The organism is Streptomyces sp. NPDC107546, assembly GCF_055639175.1.
On record NZ_JBVKBA010000007.1, the window covers coordinates 30,006 to 48,202 of the forward strand.

The window sequence follows — 18,197 nt, forward strand, 5'->3', positions numbered from 1 at the left end:
GGCGGCCCGGTACGGGAGTAACCGCCCGTGATGTCAGACCCGGCCGTTAGTCTCGGGGATCATGAGGCTGCTGCACACTTCCGACTGGCATCTGGGCCGGGCGTTCCACCGTGTGAACATGCTCGACGCCCAGGCCGCGTTCATCGCCCACCTCGTCGCCACCGTGCGCGAGCGCGGTGCGGACGCGGTCGTGGTGTCGGGAGACGTGTACGACCGGGCGGTACCGCCGCTCGCCGCGGTCGAGCTGTTCGACGACGCCCTGCACTGCCTCGCCGACCTCGGCGTGCCCACGGTGATGATCTCCGGGAACCACGACTCGGCGCGCCGCCTGGGCGTCGGCGCCGGCCTCATCGGTCGCGCGGGCATCCACCTGCGGACCGAGCCCGCGGCCTGCGGAACCCCGGTCGTGCTGAGCGACGCGCACGGGGACGTGGCGTTCTACGGCCTGCCGTATCTCGAACCGGCCCTGGTCAAGGACGAGTTCGCGGTCGAGAAGGCGGGCCACGAGGCGGTGCTCGCGGCCGCCATGGACCGGGTCCGCGCCGACCTGGCCACGCGCGCCCCGGGCACCCGCTCCGTCGTCCTCGCCCACGCGTTCGTCACCGGGGGCGAACCCAGCGACAGCGAGCGGGACATCACGGTCGGCGGAGTCGCCGCGGTGCCGGCCGGCGTCTTCGACGGCGTGGACTACGTGGCGCTGGGCCATCTGCACGGCAGCCAGACCATCACCGAGCGCGTGCGCTACTCGGGGTCCCCGCTGCCGTACTCCTTCTCGGAGGCCGGCCACCGCAAGAGCATGTGGCTGGTCGACCTCGGCGCCGACGGCTCGGTCGCGACGGAGCGAGTCGACTGCCCGGTGCCGCGGCCCCTCGCCCGGCTCCGCGGGCATCTGGAGGACCTGCTCGCCGACCCGGAGCTGGCGCGCCACGAGGAGGCATGGGTGGAGGCCACGCTCACCGACCCGGTGCGGCCCGGCGAGCCCATGGCCCGCTTGACCGAGCGCTTCCCGCACACCCTCAGCCTCGTCTTCGACCCCGAGCGCGCCCCCGAGGATCCCGGTGTGTCGTACGCGCGCAGGCTGGCGGGCCGCTCCGACCAGCAGATCGCGGAGGACTTCGTGGCCCATGTGCGCGGGGCGGGACCCGACGAGCGCGAGCGGGCCGTGCTGCGGGAGGCGTTCGACGCGGTGCGCGCCGACCAGGCGGTCCGGGAGGGCGCCCGGTGACCTCACGCACGCGTGGAACGGAGGGGGACCAGTGAGGCTGCACCGGCTCGACATCACCGCCTTCGGCCCGTTCGGCGGCACGCAGCAGGTCGACTTCGACGCCCTGTCGGCGGCCGGACTCTTCCTGCTGCACGGGCCGACCGGCGCCGGCAAGACATCCGTCCTGGACGCCGTGTGCTACGCGCTCTACGGCGCCGTGCCCGGCGCCCGGCAGAGCGGCCAGGGGATGACCCTGCGCAGCGACCACGCCGCACCGGGGACGCGCACCGAGATCCGGCTCGACCTCACCGTCGCCGGACGGCGGCTGGAGATCACCCGGCAGCCGCCCTGGGAGCGCCCGAAGAAGCGCGGCAGCGGCACGACGACCGACAAGGCCCAGACCTGGCTGCGCGAGTACGACAGCGCTGCCCGCACCTGGAAGGACCTCAGCCGCTCCCACCAGGAGATCGGCGAGGAGATCACCCAGCTGCTCGGCATGAGCCGCGAGCAGTTCTGCCAGGTCGTCCTGCTGCCCCAGGGCGACTTCGCCCGATTCCTCCGCGCCGACGCCGAGGCCCGGGGCAAGCTGCTCGGCCGCCTCTTCGACACCCATCGCTTCGCCGAGGCCGAAAAGCGCCTCGCGGAGCGTCGCCGGACCACGGAGGCCGAAGTACGCGACGGCGACGCCGCGTTGCTCGCCGACGCCCACCGCATGCAGCAGGCGGCCGGTGACCCCGTGCCGCTGCCGGACCTCGCCCCCGGCGCCCCGGGGCTCGCCGACGCCGTCCTGAGCTGGGCCGCCGTCGCCCGCAGCACGGCCCGTGAGCGCCTGGCCGTCGCTCAGTGCGCGCGTACGGCCGCCGAGTCGGCGCGGGCCGCCGCCGAGCGCGCCCTGGACGACGTACGCGAACGGGCGCGGCTGCAGCGAAGGTTCGCCGAGGCCCGAGAGCGTGCGGCCCTCCTGGAGCAGGGCGCCGAGGCCCACCGGGAGGCACGGCAGCGCATGGAGCGCGGCCGTAAGGCCGAGGCCGTGGCGCCCGCCCTGGACCTGCGCGACGCCGCAGAGGCCGAGCACCGGCGCGCCGCCGACGCAGAAGCACGCGCGCGTGCCCGGCTCCCGGAGACCGACGCGGACGCCGGGGCCGCGGGCCTCGCCGCCGCCGCGCGCCGGGCGACGGAGGAGCTGGGCGGCCTGGAATCGGCCCGCCGCGCCGAGCGGCGACTGGGCGAACTGGCCGCCGAGCGGGCGGCGATGGACCGCCAGGAGCGTGCCGACGAAGAGGTCCTGCAGGACGCCGAGGGCTGGCTCGCCGAGTGGGAGCAGACCCGAGCCGCCCTGCAGGAACGGATCGACTCCGCCCAGGAGGCAGCCACTCGGGCCGAGCAGCTCGCCGTGCAGCGCGAACCGGCCCGCAACCGGCTGAGGGCGGCCCGTGAGCGCGACCGGCTCGCCCGGGAGACCGAAGCGGCCCGGGCCCGTGCCCTCGTCTCCCGGGAGCGCGCTCTCGCGGCCCACGAACACTGGCTCGACCTCAAGGAACAGCGGCTGAAGGGCATCGCCGCGGAACTGGCCGCCGGGCTCGTCGACGGCGAACCCTGCGCCGTCTGCGGTGCCACCGACCACCCCGCGCCCGCCCGGAAGGTTGCCGGACACGTCGACCGGGAAGCGGAGGAGCGGGCGCTCACCGCCCATCGGCACGCCGAGGAGGAACACGCCGAAGACGAACGGCGACTCGCCGCCGTGCGGGAGGCACTGGCCGCCGCGACCGCCGAGGCGGGAGACACGCCGACCGGCGAACTCGCCGCGCAGGCGGACGAACTGGAGCGGCTCCACAGCGCCGCACGCGCGGGCGCCTCGCGGCTGCACCCCGCACAGGAGGAGCTGCGGCGGGCCGAGCAGGAGCGCGAGCGGCGCAGTGCGGCCCGGCAGGAAGCCGCCCTGCGTGTGGCGGCGCGCGTCTCCCGCCGGGACGCGCTGGAGCGTGAACGGACCGCGCTCGTGGCGGAGTTGGGCCGGACCCGGGGCGACGCCGTGAGCGTGGCCGCGCGCGCCGCGCAGTTGGAGCGCCGGGCCGCCTTCCTCACCGAGGCCGCCGACGCCGCCCGCGCCGCCGAGGACGCCGCGCAGCGCCTCAAGGAGGCCGACGCACGCCTGGCCGACGCGGCCTTCCGCGCCGGCTTCGACACGCCGCAGGCCGCGGCCGCCGCCCTCCTCGACGACACCGCCCATCGCGAGCTGCAGCGACGCCTGGACGCCTGGCAGCAGGAGGAGGCCGCCGTCCGCGCGATGCTCGCCGAGCCCGACACCGCGGCGGCGGCCCAACAGCCGCCGGCCGACCTCCCCGCCGCCGAACAGTCCGCCGAGGCCGCGGTCCGCCGGCTGCAGGCCGCGGTCTCCGCCGAGGACGAGGCGGCCCGCCGCTGCGCCGAACTCGACCGACTCTCCGCGCGCGCGACCGCGTCCGTGCGGCGCCTCGCGCCGCTGCGCGAGGAGTACGACCGGGTGGCCCGGCTGGCGTCCCTCGCCGCCGGCACCTCCGCCGAGAACGAACGCAGGATGCGCCTGGAGTCGTACGTGCTGGCCGCCCGCCTCGAACAGGTGGCGGCCGCCGCGACCGTACGGCTGCAGCGCATGTCCTCGGGCCGTTACACCCTCGTCCACTCCGACGACCGGTCCGGACGTGGCCGCAGCGGCCTCGGGCTGCATGTCGTCGACGCCTGGACCGGGCGGGAGCGCGACACCGCGACCCTGTCCGGAGGGGAGACGTTCTTCGCCTCCCTGGCCCTGGCCCTCGGCCTCGCGGACGTCGTCACCGACGAGGCGGGCGGGGTGCGCCTGGACACCCTCTTCATCGACGAGGGGTTCGGCAGCCTGGACGACCAGACCCTCGACGAGGTCCTCGACGTGCTCGACTCGCTGCGGGAACGGGACCGCAGCGTGGGCATCGTCAGCCATGTCGCCGACCTGCGACGCCGCATCCACGCGCAGCTGGAGGTCGTGAAGGGCCGGACGGGTTCCGTCGTACGGCAGCGGGGAGTCGGCTGAGCGGCGGTCAACGGCCGAGAGAACGGCGGGGGAGGGGCGAGGAGTACACGACGCTCGTCGTCACCGAGCCCAGCGTGCCGATCCTGCCCGACACCTCCTCCAGGTGGCGCATGGAGCGTGCCGCGACCTTGATGACGAAGCAGTCGTCGCCGGTGACGTGGTGCGCCTCCAGGATTTCGGGGGTCGCGGCCACGAGGTCGTGGAACGGCTTGTAGTTGCCGTTCGGGTAGCGAAGCCGCACGAACGCCAGGATCGGCAGGCCCAGCCGCTCCGGGTCGACGACCGCCGCGTACCCCTGGATGACGCCGGCCTCCTCCAGCCGCCGCACCCGTTCGGTGACCGCGCTCGCGGACATGGAGACGGCACGCGCCAGCTCGGCGTAGGTGGCGCGGCCGTCTCGCTGGAGGACATCGAGTATGCGCCAGTCGGTGGCGTCCGGGGAATAGGCGGTCATTCCCGAGGGATAGCAGGGGAATCCCCGGCTGATCAAGATGCAAGCCGTTGATCGCCTGTTCAGAGAGGCGATCGATCGCCATAGGTTTCTGGTCAGCGAACTCCACCAGGGAAAGGCCGGCCCGTTGAGCATCAGCATGACCGCCGAGAACCCCGTCCTGCGCGTCCCCCCGGCCGCGCCGGCCACCGCCGCCGCACACTTCCGGGCGAGCCTCGCCTTCCACGCCGACGTGTCCGACGTCGCCGCCGCGCTCGCGGTCGGCGGCGACCCCGGGTTCGTCCTCCTCGACTCACGCTCCACCGCGGCCTGGGACCAGGGCCACATCCCCGGTGCGGTGCACCTGCCCACCGCGCTCATCCCGGAACAGGCCGAGCGACTCCTCGACAGGGCGGTGCCGGTGGTCACCTACTGCTGGGGCCCGGGCTGCAACGGCGCGACGCGCGCGGCCCTCGCCCTCGCCGAACTGGGCTTCCAGGTCAAGGAGATGCTGGGCGGTTTCGAGTACTGGGTGCGCGAGGGCTTCGCGTTCGAGACCTGGCAGGGCCCCGGGCAGCGCGCCGCCGACCCTCTGACGGCACCTGCTCAGGACGCGGACTGCGGCTGCTGACCGATCGCCCACCGCACCCCGGGGCGCGCGAAAACCGGGTGCGGGCGGCGCCGGCCGTCCGCATCATGGCGACCGTGCCCCGACTCCCGCACCCCACGCCCGAAGAGCTCCGACGCGATCCGCTGCCCCTGCGCGGCCGCACCGCCCTCGTCACCGGCGCGAGCCGGCGCGCCGGCATCGGGTACGCGGTGGCCCGGCGGCTGGCCGCGTACGGCGCCGGCGTCTATCTGCACCACCATGTGCCGCACGACGCGGACATGCCCTGGGGCGCCGACCGCGTCGAGGACGTCGTCGCCGGAGTGCGTGCGGCGCTGGGCGACCCGGGCGCGCCCGTGGCGGACGGCCCCGCGGACCTGTCCGACCCGGCGGCTCCGGCCGAACTGATCGCTCGGGCCACCGAGGCGCTGGGCGGACGGATCGACATCCTCGTCGCCAACCACGCGCTCAGCGGCAGCGACGGCACCCTCGACACCGTCGACGCCACCATGCTGGACGCGCACTGGGCCGTGGACACCCGCTCGGTGCTCCTCCTGGTGCAGGCGTACACCCGGCTGCGCGCCGGGCTGCCGCCGGGCACTGCGGGCGGGCGGGTGGTGATGATGACCTCGGGGCAGGACCTCGGGGACGGCATGCCGGGCGAGATCGCGTACGCGCTCCAGAAGGGGGCCCTCGCCTCGATCACGCGCTCGTTGTCCACGGCCCTCGCCGAGCACGCCGTCACCGTCAACACGGTCAACCCCGGCCCCGTCGACACCGGTTACCTGACCGGTGACGCCTACGAGGCCGTCGCCGCGCGCTTCCCGGCCGGGCGTTGGGGCATGCCCGACGATCCGTCCCGGCTCATCGCCTGGCTCGCCACGGACGAGGCGGCCTGGATCACCGGTCAGGTCATCGGCTCGGAGGGCGGCTTCCGCCGCTGACGGCCGGACCCGGCGGAGGTCCGGCCGTCCACGCGCGATCAGAGGCGGGACAGTTCGTCCACCAGGTCGTCCAGGCCCAGTGACCCCTGCGAGAGCGCCGCCATGTGCCAGGCCTTCGCGTCGAACGCGTCACCGTGGCGCTCCCGGGCCTTCTCGCGGCCCAGCAGCCAGGCCCGCTCGCCCAGCTTGTAGCCGATCGCCTGGCCCGGCATCGACAGGTAGCGGATCAGCTCGCTCTCCACGAAGTCCGCCGGGCGGCTGCTGTGGGAGCCGAAGAACTCGTGCGCCAGCTCCGGCGTCCAGCGCTCGCCCGGGTGGAACGGCGAGTCCGCCGGGATCCGAAGTTCCAGGTGCATGCCGATGTCGACGATGACCCGCAGCGCCCGCATCATCTGGGCGTCCAGGTAGCCGAGGCGCCGCTCCGGGTCGGTGAGGAAGCCCAGTTCGTCCATCAGGCGCTCGGCGTACAGCGCCCAGCCCTCCGCGTTGGCGCTGACGATGCCCACCGTCGCCTGGTAACGGGAGAGATCGTCGGCCACGTGCGCCCACTGCGCGAGCTGGAGGTGATGGCCGGGGACGCCCTCGTGGTACCAGGTCGAGACGAGGTCGTAGACCGGGAAGCGGCTCTGCCCCATCGTCGGCAGCCAGGTGCGGCCCGGGCGGGAGAAGTCCGCGGAGGGGGGCGTGTAGTAGGGCGCCGCGGCGCTGCCGGGCGGTGCGATGCACGACTCGACCTTCCGCACCCGCTCGGCGAGTTCGAAGTGCGTGCCGTCCAGTGCGTCGATCGCCTCGTCCATCAGCCCCTGCAGCCAGGAGCGGACCTCGTCGACGCCCTCGATGTGGGTGCCGTGCTCGTCCAGGTGCGCGAGCGCCACCCACGGGGTCGCGGCACCCGGCAGGACCTTCTCGGCCTCCTTCTTCATCTCGCCGAGGAGGCGGTGGTACTCCGACCAGCCGTACGCGTACGCCTCGTCGAGGTCCAGGTCAGTCCCGTTGAAGTAGCGCGCGAAGCGGGCGTAACGCTCACGGCCGACCGTGTCGGGCGCGCCCTCGATCGTCGGCGCGTACACGTCGCGCATCCAGTCCCGCAGCTCCGTGACGGCAGCGGTCGCCGCGCGGGCGGCCTCGTCCAGCTCCGCACGCAGCGCGTCGGGGCCCTGGGAGGCGAAGCCCTCGAACCAGCCGCGGCCCTGGCCGTCCTTGTCCGACCATTCGGTGAGCTGCTCGATGAAGGTCGCGGTCGGGCGCGGACCGGCATGCAGCTTGCGCTCCAGGCCGAGGGCCAGGGACTCGCGGTAGCCCCGCAGGGCGGCCGGCACCGCGCGCAGCCGTTCGGCGACCGCCGCCCAGTCCTCCTCCGTCGCCACGGGGGTGATGGTGAAGACGTTGCGCACGGAGTGCACCGGGGACGAGAGGTTGCTCACCGCCCTCAGACCCTCGTCGGCCTCGCGCACGGCGAGTTCGGCGGTGAGCCGCTCACGCAGCAGGCGCGCGCACCGGCGCTCGATGTCACTGTCCGCGCCCGGCCGGCGCTCCGCCTCGTCGAGCCGGGCGAGGGTCTCCCGCGCCAGCTCGGCGAGCGCCTCCTGGCCCGCGGGTGAGGTGTCGGGCAGCTTGCTCGAACTCTCCTTCACACCGAGGTACGTGCCGGTGACCGGGTCGAGGGCGACGAGGGCGTCGACGTAGGCGTCGGCGACCTCCCGGGGCAGAGGGCTTCTGGTCGTGTCAGACATGCGGACAATCCTCATACGGCCACGTGGTGCGCGTCACGCGGATTCAGCGCTCGGCTTACCCTCTGCCCGGCGGGTTGCGGCACGGCTCACGCAGTGGCCTGTCCCGGGGGGAGTAGCGGGCCGCAGTCCCACTGCTGGAAGATCAACCGGGTCTCCACCCGCGCCACCTCCCGCCGTGCCGTGAACTCGTCGAGCACCAGTCGCTGAAGATCCGCCATGTCCGCGACAGCGACATGCACCAGGTAGTCGTCCGGACCGGTGAGGTGGAAGACGGTACGGGACTCGGGCAGCGCCCGGATGCGCTCCACGAACGGACCGACCAACTCCCGCCGGTGCGGCCTGACCTGCACCGACAGCAGCGCTTCCAGGCCGCGCCCCAGCTTCGCCGGGTCCAGCCGCAGCTGATGGCCGAGGATCACGCCCGAGCGGCGCAGCCGGGTCACCCGGTCCAGGCAGGTCGAGGGCGCGACCCCGACCTGTGCGGCGAGGTCGCGGTAGGTGGCCCGGGCGTCGTTCTGCAAAAGCCGCAGCAGATGCAGGTCCACCGGGTCCAGTACGACGGATTCGGCCATGAGCCGAACGTAACACGGGTTTCGCCGCCGTGACCCCGGCCGCTGTTCAGTCTGCCGTCCATGGATTCCCGTACTCATGACACGCGGAACGGATTCCCCGCGGGCGGTCCGTCCGAGCGCCGGGCGCTCGCCACCGAGGCCGTGCACGCCGGGCGCGAGGACCTCGTCGCCCTGGGGCTGCACGCGCCGCCCCTGGACCTGTCCACCACCTACCCCTCCCCGGACAGCCGGGGCGAGGCCGCCCGCATCGACGCCTTCGCGGCCGACGGCGCCGAGCTGGTGGGCCCGCCCGTCTACGGACGGCTCGGCAACCCGACCGTCGCCCGTTTCGAGACCGCGCTCGCCCGCCTGGAGGGCACCGAGAGCGCGGTCGCGTTCGCCAGCGGCATGGCCGCACTGAGCGCCGTGCTGCTCGCTCGGGGCGCGCTGGGCCTGCGACATGTCGTCGCCGTACGACCGCTGTACGGCTGCAGCGACCATCTCCTGACCGCCGGGATGCTGGGCTCGGAGGTGACCTGGACCGACCCGGCGGGCATCGAGGAGGCGCTGCGCCCGGACACCGGCCTGGTCATGGTCGAGTCCCCGGCCAACCCGACGCTCGCGGAGGTCGACCTGCGGGCGGTCGCCCACGCGTGCGGCTCGATTCCGCTGCTGGTGGACAACACCTTCGCCACGCCTGTGCTGCAGCGGCCCGTCGAGCAGGGGGCGCGCCTGGTGCTGCACAGTGCCACGAAGTACCTCGGCGGGCACGGCGACGTGATGGGCGGGGTGGTGGCCTGCGACGAGGAAATGGCAGGCCGGTTGCGGCAGGTGCGCTTCGCGACGGGTGGGGTGCTGCACCCGCTCGCCGGCTATCTGCTGCTGCGCGGCCTCGCGACGCTGCCGGTCCGGGTTCGGGCGGCGTCCGCCACCGCCGCCGAACTGGCCCGTCGTCTCGCCGCCGACCCGCGGATCGCCCGTGTCCACTACCCCCGCATCGGGGGCGCCATGGTCGCCTTCGAGGTGCACGGGGAGCCCCACGCGGTGATCGGCGGGGTCCGTCTGATCACGCCCGCGGTGAGCCTCGGCAGCGTCGACACCCTCATCCAGCATCCGGCGTCCATCAGCCACCGCATCGTCGACGCCGCGCACCGCCGGGGCGCCGGGGTGAGCGACCGGTTGCTGCGGCTGTCGGTCGGCCTGGAGGACGTCGAGGACCTGTGGGCCGACCTGGAGCGGGCTCTGGGGGCGGAACAGGGTGGAGACGGTCTGCTCCGGGAGGAGGGCGCGGCCCGGTAGCGGTCCGGTCCCGGCATGCGGAACGGCCCGGCGGAGTGCGCCGGGCCGTTCCCCGTCCGTCGTGCGTGGGCGCGCGGTCAGTCGTGCGTGCCCCTCGAGGCGCGCCGCTCGTACGCCTCGCCGTACGGCAGACGGGACGCCACCGGGGTCGCGTGCAGGCGGGCCGTGATGACGAGGGTGCCCTCCTCGATCTGGTAGTCGAGGGGCAGCCCGAGGCCGCGCATCGCGGCGACCATGCCGGTGTTGGACGCCTGCGTGACCGCGTAGACGTTCTCGCAGCCCGCCTCGACCGCCATCGACACCAGACGGCCGAGGAGTTCGCTGCCGACGCCGCGCCGCTGCCACTCGTCCTCGACGAGCAGCGCGACCTCCGTCTCGTCGCCGTCCCACAGCAGATGGCCGAGGCCGACGATGCGGCCCGATCCCGTCTGCACGGCCAGGGTGCGGCCGAAGCGCGGGCTGAGCAGGTGGCCGAGATAACGATCCGTGTCGTGGACCGGCCCGTGGTAGCGCATGCTCAGCGTGTGCGCCGAGCACCGGGCGTGCATCTCCTTGGCCGCCTGAAGGTCGGAGGCGTCGGCGCGCCGCACGGTGATCGCGTTGCCCTCCGGCAGCGTCAGCACGTCCTGGCTGCGCGGGATGCGCGGACCGAGCCGCGTGTCCAGCTCCACCAGCGCGCGGGCACGCGCGAACTCCGTCGGCGTGAACGGCAGATACGGCCGCTCCACCGTGATCACCCCGCCTTCCGGCGCTCGCAGCCGCATCACCGTGTCCTCCAGGACGCCCTCGACGGGGGCCTCCTGCTGGGCCCGGCCGGAGCCGGGGGAGACGGCGGGCAGGGAGCGGATGGTGCACCGACCGAGCAACTGCCGTAGCGCGAGGGGGAGTTCGGCCGTGTCCAGCGCGGTGCGCGCGGCGAGTCCGAGTACCCGGGTCGGGACGTCCACCAGGTCGTGCGTATCGGCCCGCTCGATCCAGGTCCCGTTGCCGCCGGCCTGCGACACGGCCCGGGTGACCTCGCCCGCCTCCACGCCGGCGGGCGCCCGCAGCAGGAACTCGTCGACCGTGCCGTGCGCCAGCGGGTGTGTCTGCAGGCTGAGGATGTCGACGCGCAGCCTCGCCAGCACCGCGCACAGCGCGGCCAGCGAGCCCGGCTCGTCCTTCACCGTCGTCCGCATCCGCCACAGCGCGCTCGCCCTGTCGGCCGCGTCGGTCCCGGACGGCCCGGCCTGCTCCGTCTCGGGGAGCGGCCGGGCGCCGGTATCGGCCGAGGGCGGCGCATGGCCATGGCGGCGTGACCACCATGCGTGGAACGCGGCTGTCGCCACCAGCGCCACCGCCGAGATCACGAGGAGGACGGGACCGTCGGGCCCGTGCCCGACCAGGTTGGCCGTCACGTCCGCCACCGCGACCGCCGTGAACAGGGCGGCGAGTTCCACCAGGTCGCGTCGCCAGTGGTGCACCGGGCGGCCGTTCTTCGCGCGCCTCACATCAGACATGTCTGGAGTCATGCAAGTACTGTGCAGGAACGGTGTTGCGTGATCACGAACGCTTTGTGACTGATCGGTTAAGTATGGATCTGTCCCTTTTGTTGCCTGTTGTACGATATGCATAGGCGGCGGCGACCGCGCTGCCGCGCACCGGGGGATGACGCCGGTGCGCGGCGCGGTGATCGAGGGTAGCCGAAGCGGCGGTCCCGTTACTGGCCCACGCGACCCGGCTGCAGCACCTGGCTGAACAGAACAGTACCGTCCTGCTCCCGCAGACGGACCGTCAACTCACCGCTGTCGCCGTCGATGTCGACCTCCCCGAAGAACTGGTAACCGCCCGCGGGGGAGACGTTCGAGGCGGTCGGCGCCTTCACGAACACTCGCTCCGGGCCGAACGTGCCGTCGAGCGCGCTCGCCGGGAACGCGCCGGCGTTGAGCGGGCCCGAGACGAACTCCCAGAACGGCTCGAAGTCGGTGAAGGCCGCCCGTGAGGGGTGGTAGTGCTGCGCCGAGGTGTGGTGCACGTCGGCCGTCAGCCACAGCGTCCCCGTGATCCTCCGGTGCTTGATGAACCGCAGCAGCTCCGCGATCTGCAGCTCCCGCCCGAGCGGCGCGCCCGGGTCACCCTGTGCCACCGCCTCGAAGTTGGGCTTGTTCTCCATGGGGTCCGGCACGACCAGGCCGAGCGGCATGTCGGCCGCGATCACCTTCCAGACCGCGCGGGATGCGGCCAACTCCCGCTTCAGCCACTCCAGTTGCTCGGCACCTAGGATGCCCTGAGTGTCGACCGTCTGGTTGTCGGGCGAGTTGGGGTCGCGGTAGGTGCGCATGTCCAGCACGAACACGTCCAGCAGGGGGCCGTGCCGCATGACCCGGTACACCCGGCCGTGCTTGTCACCCGGCTGCAGCGTCGAGATCGGGAAGTACTCGCTGAACGCGCGCCGGGCCCGGGCGGCGAGCACGTCGATGCTCTTCTCGGTGTAGCGGGTGTCGGAGGAGGCGATCACCTCGCCCGGGTACCAGTTGTTGCGGACCTCGTGGTCGTCCCACTGGATGATCGAGGGCACCTGGGCGTTGAACCGCCTGAGGTTCTCGTCGAGCAGGTTGTAGCGGAAGTTGCCGCGGTACTCGGCCAGGGTCTCGGCGACCTTGGACTTCTCCTCGGTGGTGATGTTCCGCCAGGTGCTGCCGTCGGGCAGAGCCTGGGTGGCCGAGATGGGGCCGTCGGCGTAGATGTTGTCACCGCTGCACAGGAAGAAGTCCGGGTCCAGCTTCGCCATCGCGTCGTAGATCCGGTAGCCGCCGAGGTCCGGGTTGATGCCCCAGCCCTGCCCGGCCAGGTCGCCCGACCACAGGAACCGCACCCCGCGGCGCCGCTGGAGAGGCGTCGTACGGAAGGTGCCGGTCACCGGCTCGCCGGTGCGGCGCGGGTCGTCCGGGTCGGCCAGCAGCACCCGGTAGTGGATCTGCTCGCCGGCGGGCAGCCCGTGCAGCCGCGTGGTGCCGGTGAAGTCGGTGTCCGGGCCCAGCAGCGGCCCCTGCCATCTGCGCGGGCTGCGGAACGACTCGGTCGCGGCGGTCTCGACGATCATCCGGGCCGGGCGGTCCGAGCGCACCCAGACCAGACCGGAATGGGCGGTCACGTCGCCGGCCTGGACGCCCCATCCCGCCTTCGGGCGTCCCGACAAGGAGAACGCCGGCGCCGCGCCGAGCGCGGTGGGCAGGGTCAGGGCCGCCGAAGCGGCCAGGGAGCCGCGCAGCACGCTGCGGCGGGCGGGGAAGGGAGGGTGTGACATGGGATGCGCCTCCAGGGACGTATTCCGGCCAATGGGCACCGCAACACCTACTGGTGCGCCACGGCGCGCACGGAAACCCCAAGTGAACAACGGACCCCGGCCGCACGGTGAAGGACACCCGTCACGCGCGCGTGGCGTCGCCATCACCCGTACGCCCTTCCCGGACATGTACGGCTGACAGGTGCGCGCAACCCGGCACCAGGCGAACGCCGTCGCCGGCCGCCCTCCCGTGCGCGGACAACGGACGTACCGCCGAACCGGCGGGGACCGCCCGCTCCGGGACCGCCCGGCCGGGTCAGCGGCTGCCGTCCAGGATGACCCGGGCGACCAGGGCGGGGTCGTCGTTCATCGGGACGTGCCCGCAGCCGGGCAGTCGCACCAGCCGGGCCCCGGGGATGATCCGCTTGGCGCGAACGCCCTGACGGTACAGCAGCAGCCGGTCCCTGGTGCCCCACGCCACGGTGACCGGCAGCCCGGGCACGTCCTCGGTGAACTGGACGGACGTGCCCGCCCGGAGGGTCTCGGCGAACCCCTCGGCGTGGGCCAGCGCCAGGGTCTCGGCGACGACGGCCTCGGGTGAACGGCGGCCGGGGCGGGCATAGATGGTGCTCGTCAGGACCGTCCATCCGGCCGCGGTGCGCGACAGCCGCTCCACCACCGGAAGCGGCGTGTTCCGCGCGGCCTGCCGCATCGCGGAAAGGACCGTGAACGCGTACCGGCGCTCGACGGGGGTCCAGAAACCGGCGGGCGCGAGGGCGGTGACGGACCGTACGAGCTTCTCGCGGCCCAGCTCCAGGGCCAGCAGCCCGCCGAGGGAGTTGCCCGCCACGTGCGGACGATCGATCCCCAGCGCCTCGCACAGCGAGCCGAGCGTGGGCACCACGGTCGCCAGGTCGTAGGCGAGCCCCTCCGGCAGGGCCGGGGACGCGCCGAAGCCCGGCAGGTCGACCGCGATCACGTCCCGCTCGGTCGCCAGTATGTCCACGACCGGGTCCCAGGCCTGCCGGTGGTGGCCGATGCCGTGCAGCAACAGGAGCGGTTCGCCCGCGCCCACGCGCGCGTAGGAGACGGTCACGGTCCGTGGGCCGTGCGGGGAGGGGACGCTGAAGGAGACCGTGGCCGGCATGGTGCTGCTCCTCGTCTGGGGGCACGGACGATTTGGTAGACAGCTTGTCAGCAATTGCTACCCGCGGGTAGCCCCCGTGTCGACGCGGTTCGGCCACAGGCGGCCCGCCGGCCATTGTGCTGCGTCAACCGCCTTGTCTCCTGGACATGGTGGGAGCGTGTCGGATGGGATGGAACGGTGACGACCGACACCACGACCGAGGTCTTCGAAGAGCACCGCCCCGTCCTGATGGGAGTGGCCTACCGCATGCTCGGCCGGGTCGCCGACGCCGAGGACGTGGTCCAGGAGGCCTGGCTGCGCTGGTCCCGCGCCGACCGTGAAGCGGTGCGCGAACCGCGCGCCTACCTCGTCCGTGTCACCACCCGGCTGGCCGTCGACCGGCTGCGTCAGGCGCAGGCCCGCAAGGAGGCCTACGTCGGGCCCTGGCTGCCCGAGCCCTACGTCACCGACTTCGGCGACACGGCGCCGGACGCGGCGGACCGGGCCGTGCTCGCCGACTCCGTCTCGCTCGCCGTCCTCGTCGTCCTGGAGTCCCTGTCGCCACTGGAACGCGCGGTGTTCGTACTCAGAGAGGCCTTCGGTTTCCCGTTCGGGGAGATCGCCGCCACCCTCGACCGCAGTGAGGTCGCGGTGCGCCAACTCGCCGCGCGCGCCCGCAAGCACGTCGACGAACGTCGGCCGCGCTACGACGTCGACCCCGCCGAACGCCGCGACCTGACCGAGCGTTTCCTCGCCGCGGCCTTCGAGGGCGACCTCGAGGGGCTGATGGAACTGCTCGCTCCGGACGCGCGGCTGGTCGGCGACAGCGGCGGCCGCGCGAAGGCGCCGCTGCGCGTCCTGCAGACCGCGGACAAGGTCGGCCGGTTCCTCGCCGCCGTGGCCGGGCAGCGCCCGGCGGACACGTCGCTGCGCTTCCTGGAGCTCAACGGCGGTCCCGCCCTGCTGGTCCTGTCCGGCGGCAAGCCCGACGCCGTGTTCCAGGTGGACGTGGCGGATGGGCGCGTCCAGTGCGTCTACGTCGTCCGCAACCCGGACAAGCTGGCCTCCCTGCCGGTGGACCGGCAGTCGGCGAAGTGATCGGGAAGCCCCCGTACGACGACACCACGACGTCCGCGAAGCCTCCGTGGGCCGAAGTCCGTGAACGCAGGCTTCGTCGGCATGTCGTACGCGTCGCCCATCGCGAACGCACTGTGAACGCTTCGTGACAGAACGCACGGGAACCGGGGAGCCGATCGAGGATTGGTCTTGACCAAGGGTGGGGGCCGCCCTATGGTCGCAGAGAAGTGCAACAACCTTTAAAAAACAAGGGCGCTTAAAGCCGCCGGGCCACGGCGATCGCGGAGGACAGGGTGGGGACCACGCAGCTGGAATCGGTGCCGGAGCCCAAGTACTGGCATCTCAAGACCGTGCTCACCGAAGCACTCGACTCCGAGTTCTCGGTGGGCGAGATCCTGCCCAACGAACGGGATCTCGCCGCCAGGTTCGGGGTCGCCCGCGCCACGCTCCGTCAGGCGCTGGAACAGCTCGAGCTGGAAGGCCGCCTGCAGCGCCGCCGCGGGGTCGGCACCACCGTCGCCCCGCCGCGCGTCGGGGTGGCCGTCGGCGCCGAGGGGCACAGCTGGCCGGGGGCGGCCGGCGACGACTGGCAGCCCACGGACTGCACGGACGTGATCCCGCCCGCCGCGGTGGCCGACCTCCTGGAGACCGACCGGGGCGAACAGGTGCACACGGTACGCCGCTCCCGCGTATCGCAGGGCTGGCCCGTGGCCGCCGAACTGCTCTACATCCCGCACTCCTCGGTGCCCGATCTCTCGGCGATCGACGCCCCCTCCGGCCCGGCACGCGCGCGCGCCGTGCTGCGCGAGCTGCAGCACCTGGAGTTGGAGGGCCGGGACCAGGCGGTCGAGCTGGGCTCGGTCAGCGCCGAGGACGCCAAGGAACTCGACCGGCTGCCCGGTGCGCCGGTCCTCGTCGTCACCACCCGCTTCCACTCCGGAGGACGCACCGCGGCCGTCTCGGTCGCGACCTACCGCGCCGACACCTGCCGCCTGACCTTCGGAGGCGGCATCGAGATCCACCACGGCCCGGAGCGCCGCGCCTCCTGACCGCGCCGCCGCACCCGGCAGCCGGCATCGAAGGCCGCACCCGTCGCGCCCCGGACACCCGGGGCGCGACGCCATTGGGACACCTACGAGTTGCGGGCCGGGATTCAGCGCCGCGCCGTGACCGTCCCCTCCACGGCGAACAGCTGCTCCTCCACGTGGTCCAGCGCCAGCCGCAGCGCGCCCGTCGCCACCGCCGCCTCGCCCAGCTGCGACAGGGCCACCCTCGGGGGGCGCAGGCAGTAGCGGGCCAGCTCGTGGCGCAGCGGGTCCAGGACGCCGTCCAGGCCCACCGCCCAGCCGCCGATCACGACCAGTTCGGGGTCGAGCGCCAGGACGAGGGCCGCCACGTCGTGCACCAGCCGCTGTAGGAAGCGGTCCACGGCGGCGCGGGCCCGCTGGTCGCCCTCGCGGGCCAGTGCGAACACATCGGCCACCTGCTGCTCGTCCAGCGGCTGCAGCGGCTCGTCCGTGGTCGACAACAACGTCTCGGGTTTCGCCTCGCGGCCCAGCAGATGCAGCGCGCCGATCTCCCCGGCCGCCCCGCCGTAGCCGCGGTGCAGCCGTCCGCCGATCAGCGAACCGGCGCCGGGGCTCAGCCCGGCCAGGACGAACACCACGTCGTCGGACTCGGTGGCGGCGCCCTTCCAATGCTCCGCGACGGCCGCCGCGTTGGCGTCGTTCTCGACGAGGACAGGGCACTTGAAGGAGCGGCTGAGCCGTTCGCCCAGCTGCAGACCGGTCCACTCGGGCAGGGCCGTGCCCAGACGCACCGTGCCGTCCGCCTCCACGATCCCGGGGGTGGCCACCCCGACCGCGCGCAGCGAACCGCGGGACACGCCCGACCGGCGCAGCAGCTCGGCGACGGTGCTCCGCAGCCGCTCCAGCCGCTCGTCGGCCGGCGCGGACTCGGCGACCTCTTTGGAGAGGCTGCCGAGCTCACGGCCGTCGAGATCGGCGAGGAGCGCGGTCACCCGATGGGCGCCGACGTCCAGCCCCAGCAGATGGCCCGCCTCCGCCCGGAACCGGAACCTGCGCGCGGGCCGCCCCTGCCGCCGGGCCGCGCCCTCCTCGGCCGCCGCCTCCACCACGAGTCCGGCCTCGATCAGCCCCTCGACGACTCCCTCGACGGTCGGCCGGGACAGTCCGGTCACCCGGGTGATCTCGGTGAGCGTCGCACAGTCCGTCGCGCGCAGCGCGTGCAGCACCACGGCGGAGTTGATCCGTCGCAGCAGAGAGGGGTCCCCGCCGGTCAGCCCCACCGTCGTCCTCCCAGGTCGTGCGCGTGTTGGCCGGATCGTACTCGGCACCGCGCCCACCCGCGAGGGCCGGGCGCCGTCCGTGATCGGGAACGGCCACCGACCCTGTTGCTCCGGACCTCTGACGCCACGCCAATTGTCAGTGGCGACTGGTCTACTGGACGCATGACCATCGACCATCACCTGGCCGTGATCGACCGGCTGTGTCTGCGCGAGTTCCCCGCGCGACCCGGCCGGTCGGACGTGGGCTTCGGGGGGCCCGGGTTCCACATCGCCGAGTTAACGGTGAGCGTCGGCCTCGGCACGGGTGACGGCGCGGCACGCGAGCGCACAGCGGAGGACTTCGACGCGTGGCGGGAAGCGATCGCCCAGCGGCTGAACGACCGATGGGGGCAAGGACAGCGCTGGGGGATGCTGACCCTCGGCGTGCGCAGGGCGCGCGGCGAGGAGATACCGCAGCCCTGGGCGCTGCTGGGCGACCTCGTGCACGAGGTGCATGTGTGGCAGGCGGACGGCACCGGCCGGTGGGTCGCCCTGGGAGTGGCCGAGCGTGACGAGACCGACGAGATACGGCTCCTCACGGTGGTCACGGCCATAGACCCGCCCTGAC

Annotated in this window: 15 protein-coding genes; 8 read left to right on the forward strand and 7 right to left on the reverse strand. The window is 73.4% G+C overall.

All coding sequences use genetic code 11. The features are described 5' to 3' along the window. The first annotated feature begins 61 nt into the window (after positions 1-61). Both ACZ7L1_RS12285 and ACZ7L1_RS12290 read left to right on the forward strand, forming a co-directional pair. Positions 62-1,225, forward strand: coding sequence for an exonuclease SbcCD subunit D (locus ACZ7L1_RS12285; protein WP_471436476.1), 1,164 nt, complete (start codon positions 62-64; stop codon positions 1,223-1,225). 31 nt (positions 1,226-1,256) lie between these two features. Next, positions 1,257-4,250 (forward strand): AAA family ATPase, encoded by a 2,994-nt coding sequence (locus tag ACZ7L1_RS12290; protein ID WP_471436478.1) that lies wholly within the window; start codon positions 1,257-1,259, stop codon positions 4,248-4,250. 7 nt (positions 4,251-4,257) lie between these two features. Here ACZ7L1_RS12290 and ACZ7L1_RS12295 read toward each other — a convergent pair whose 3' ends face one another. Next, positions 4,258-4,704 (reverse strand): Lrp/AsnC family transcriptional regulator, encoded by a 447-nt coding sequence (locus ACZ7L1_RS12295; protein WP_471436480.1) that lies wholly within the window; start codon positions 4,702-4,704, stop codon positions 4,258-4,260. A 136-nt stretch (positions 4,705-4,840) separates the two neighbouring features. Between ACZ7L1_RS12295 and ACZ7L1_RS12300 the strand changes: the two genes are divergently transcribed. Beyond that, positions 4,841-5,311: a rhodanese-like domain-containing protein gene (locus tag ACZ7L1_RS12300; RefSeq protein ID WP_471436928.1), complete on the forward strand. Its 471-nt coding sequence runs from the start codon at positions 4,841-4,843 to the stop codon at positions 5,309-5,311. 74 nt (positions 5,312-5,385) lie between these two features. After that, a complete protein-coding gene (locus ACZ7L1_RS12305) occupies positions 5,386-6,231 on the forward strand; it encodes an SDR family oxidoreductase (protein WP_471436482.1) in 846 nt (281 codons plus the stop codon). Positions 6,232-6,269: 38 nt separating this feature from the next. On the opposite strand, the gene ACZ7L1_RS12310 is transcribed toward ACZ7L1_RS12305, so the two are convergent. Next, positions 6,270-7,964, reverse strand: a complete 1,695-nt coding sequence (locus ACZ7L1_RS12310; RefSeq protein ID WP_471436484.1) for a DUF885 domain-containing protein — start codon at positions 7,962-7,964, stop codon at positions 6,270-6,272. A gap of 86 nt (positions 7,965-8,050) precedes the next feature. Beyond that, complete coding sequence (locus tag ACZ7L1_RS12315) at positions 8,051-8,536, reverse strand: Lrp/AsnC family transcriptional regulator (protein ID WP_103844475.1); 486 nt, start codon at positions 8,534-8,536, stop codon at positions 8,051-8,053. A 60-nt stretch (positions 8,537-8,596) separates the two neighbouring features. On the opposite strand from ACZ7L1_RS12315, the gene ACZ7L1_RS12320 reads away from it, so the two are divergent. Beyond that, on the forward strand, positions 8,597-9,814 hold the full coding sequence (locus ACZ7L1_RS12320) for a trans-sulfuration enzyme family protein (protein ID WP_471436485.1): 1,218 nt from the start codon (positions 8,597-8,599) through the stop codon (positions 9,812-9,814). 77 nt (positions 9,815-9,891) lie between these two features. On the opposite strand, the gene ACZ7L1_RS12325 is transcribed toward ACZ7L1_RS12320, so the two are convergent. The 3 genes from ACZ7L1_RS12325 to ACZ7L1_RS12335 all read right to left on the reverse strand — a co-directional run bounded on the left by ACZ7L1_RS12325 (position 9,892) and on the right by ACZ7L1_RS12335 (position 14,226). Then, positions 9,892-11,313 (reverse strand): GNAT family N-acetyltransferase, encoded by a 1,422-nt coding sequence (locus ACZ7L1_RS12325; protein WP_471436487.1) that lies wholly within the window; start codon positions 11,311-11,313, stop codon positions 9,892-9,894. Between the two features lie 200 nt (positions 11,314-11,513). Further along, positions 11,514-13,100: an alkaline phosphatase D family protein gene (locus ACZ7L1_RS12330; RefSeq protein WP_471436489.1), complete on the reverse strand. Its 1,587-nt coding sequence runs from the start codon at positions 13,098-13,100 to the stop codon at positions 11,514-11,516. Positions 13,101-13,395: 295 nt separating this feature from the next. Continuing rightward, positions 13,396-14,226, reverse strand: coding sequence for an alpha/beta fold hydrolase (locus ACZ7L1_RS12335; protein WP_471436490.1), 831 nt, complete (start codon positions 14,224-14,226; stop codon positions 13,396-13,398). A gap of 177 nt (positions 14,227-14,403) precedes the next feature. On the opposite strand from ACZ7L1_RS12335, the gene ACZ7L1_RS12340 reads away from it, so the two are divergent. Together ACZ7L1_RS12340 and ACZ7L1_RS12345 are read left to right on the forward strand one after the other, a co-directional pair. Continuing rightward, complete coding sequence (locus tag ACZ7L1_RS12340; RefSeq protein ID WP_471436492.1) at positions 14,404-15,303, forward strand: RNA polymerase sigma-70 factor; 900 nt, start codon at positions 14,404-14,406, stop codon at positions 15,301-15,303. A gap of 272 nt (positions 15,304-15,575) precedes the next feature. Next, positions 15,576-16,331, forward strand: a complete 756-nt coding sequence (locus tag ACZ7L1_RS12345; protein ID WP_471436494.1) for a GntR family transcriptional regulator — start codon at positions 15,576-15,578, stop codon at positions 16,329-16,331. A 104-nt stretch (positions 16,332-16,435) separates the two neighbouring features. Here the strand turns inward: ACZ7L1_RS12345 and ACZ7L1_RS12350 are convergent, their stop codons facing one another. Further along, positions 16,436-17,590 (reverse strand): ROK family transcriptional regulator, encoded by a 1,155-nt coding sequence (locus ACZ7L1_RS12350; protein WP_471436496.1) that lies wholly within the window; start codon positions 17,588-17,590, stop codon positions 16,436-16,438. A gap of 162 nt (positions 17,591-17,752) precedes the next feature. Here ACZ7L1_RS12350 and ACZ7L1_RS12355 point away from each other — a divergent pair, with 162 nt between their 5' ends. Then, positions 17,753-18,196 carry a hypothetical protein gene (locus ACZ7L1_RS12355; RefSeq protein ID WP_471436498.1) on the forward strand — a complete coding sequence of 148 codons (444 nt, stop codon included), beginning with the start codon at positions 17,753-17,755 and terminating at the stop codon, positions 18,194-18,196. Position 18,197 lies beyond the last annotated feature (1 nt).

What these genes read in the sequence shown, in the direction of transcription:
- ACZ7L1_RS12285 (WP_471436476.1), top strand. Translation starts at nt 62, where the DNA reads ATGAGGCTGCTGCACACTTCCGACTGGCATCTGGGCCGGGCGTTCCAC.
- ACZ7L1_RS12295 (WP_471436480.1), bottom strand. Translation starts at nt 4,704, where the DNA reads ATGACCGCCTATTCCCCGGACGCCACCGACTGGCGCATACTCGATGTC.
- ACZ7L1_RS12300 (WP_471436928.1), top strand. Translation starts at nt 4,841, where the DNA reads ATGACCGCCGAGAACCCCGTCCTGCGCGTCCCCCCGGCCGCGCCGGCC.
- ACZ7L1_RS12310 (WP_471436484.1), bottom strand. Translation starts at nt 7,964, where the DNA reads ATGTCTGACACGACCAGAAGCCCTCTGCCCCGGGAGGTCGCCGACGCC.
- ACZ7L1_RS12315 (WP_103844475.1), bottom strand. Translation starts at nt 8,536, where the DNA reads ATGGCCGAATCCGTCGTACTGGACCCGGTGGACCTGCATCTGCTGCGG.
- ACZ7L1_RS12320 (WP_471436485.1), top strand. Translation starts at nt 8,597, where the DNA reads ATGGATTCCCGTACTCATGACACGCGGAACGGATTCCCCGCGGGCGGT.
- ACZ7L1_RS12325 (WP_471436487.1), bottom strand. Translation starts at nt 11,313, where the DNA reads ATGTCTGATGTGAGGCGCGCGAAGAACGGCCGCCCGGTGCACCACTGG.
- ACZ7L1_RS12330 (WP_471436489.1), bottom strand. Translation starts at nt 13,100, where the DNA reads ATGTCACACCCTCCCTTCCCCGCCCGCCGCAGCGTGCTGCGCGGCTCC.
- ACZ7L1_RS12335 (WP_471436490.1), bottom strand. Translation starts at nt 14,226, where the DNA reads ATGCCGGCCACGGTCTCCTTCAGCGTCCCCTCCCCGCACGGCCCACGG.
- ACZ7L1_RS12355 (WP_471436498.1), top strand. Translation starts at nt 17,753, where the DNA reads ATGACCATCGACCATCACCTGGCCGTGATCGACCGGCTGTGTCTGCGC.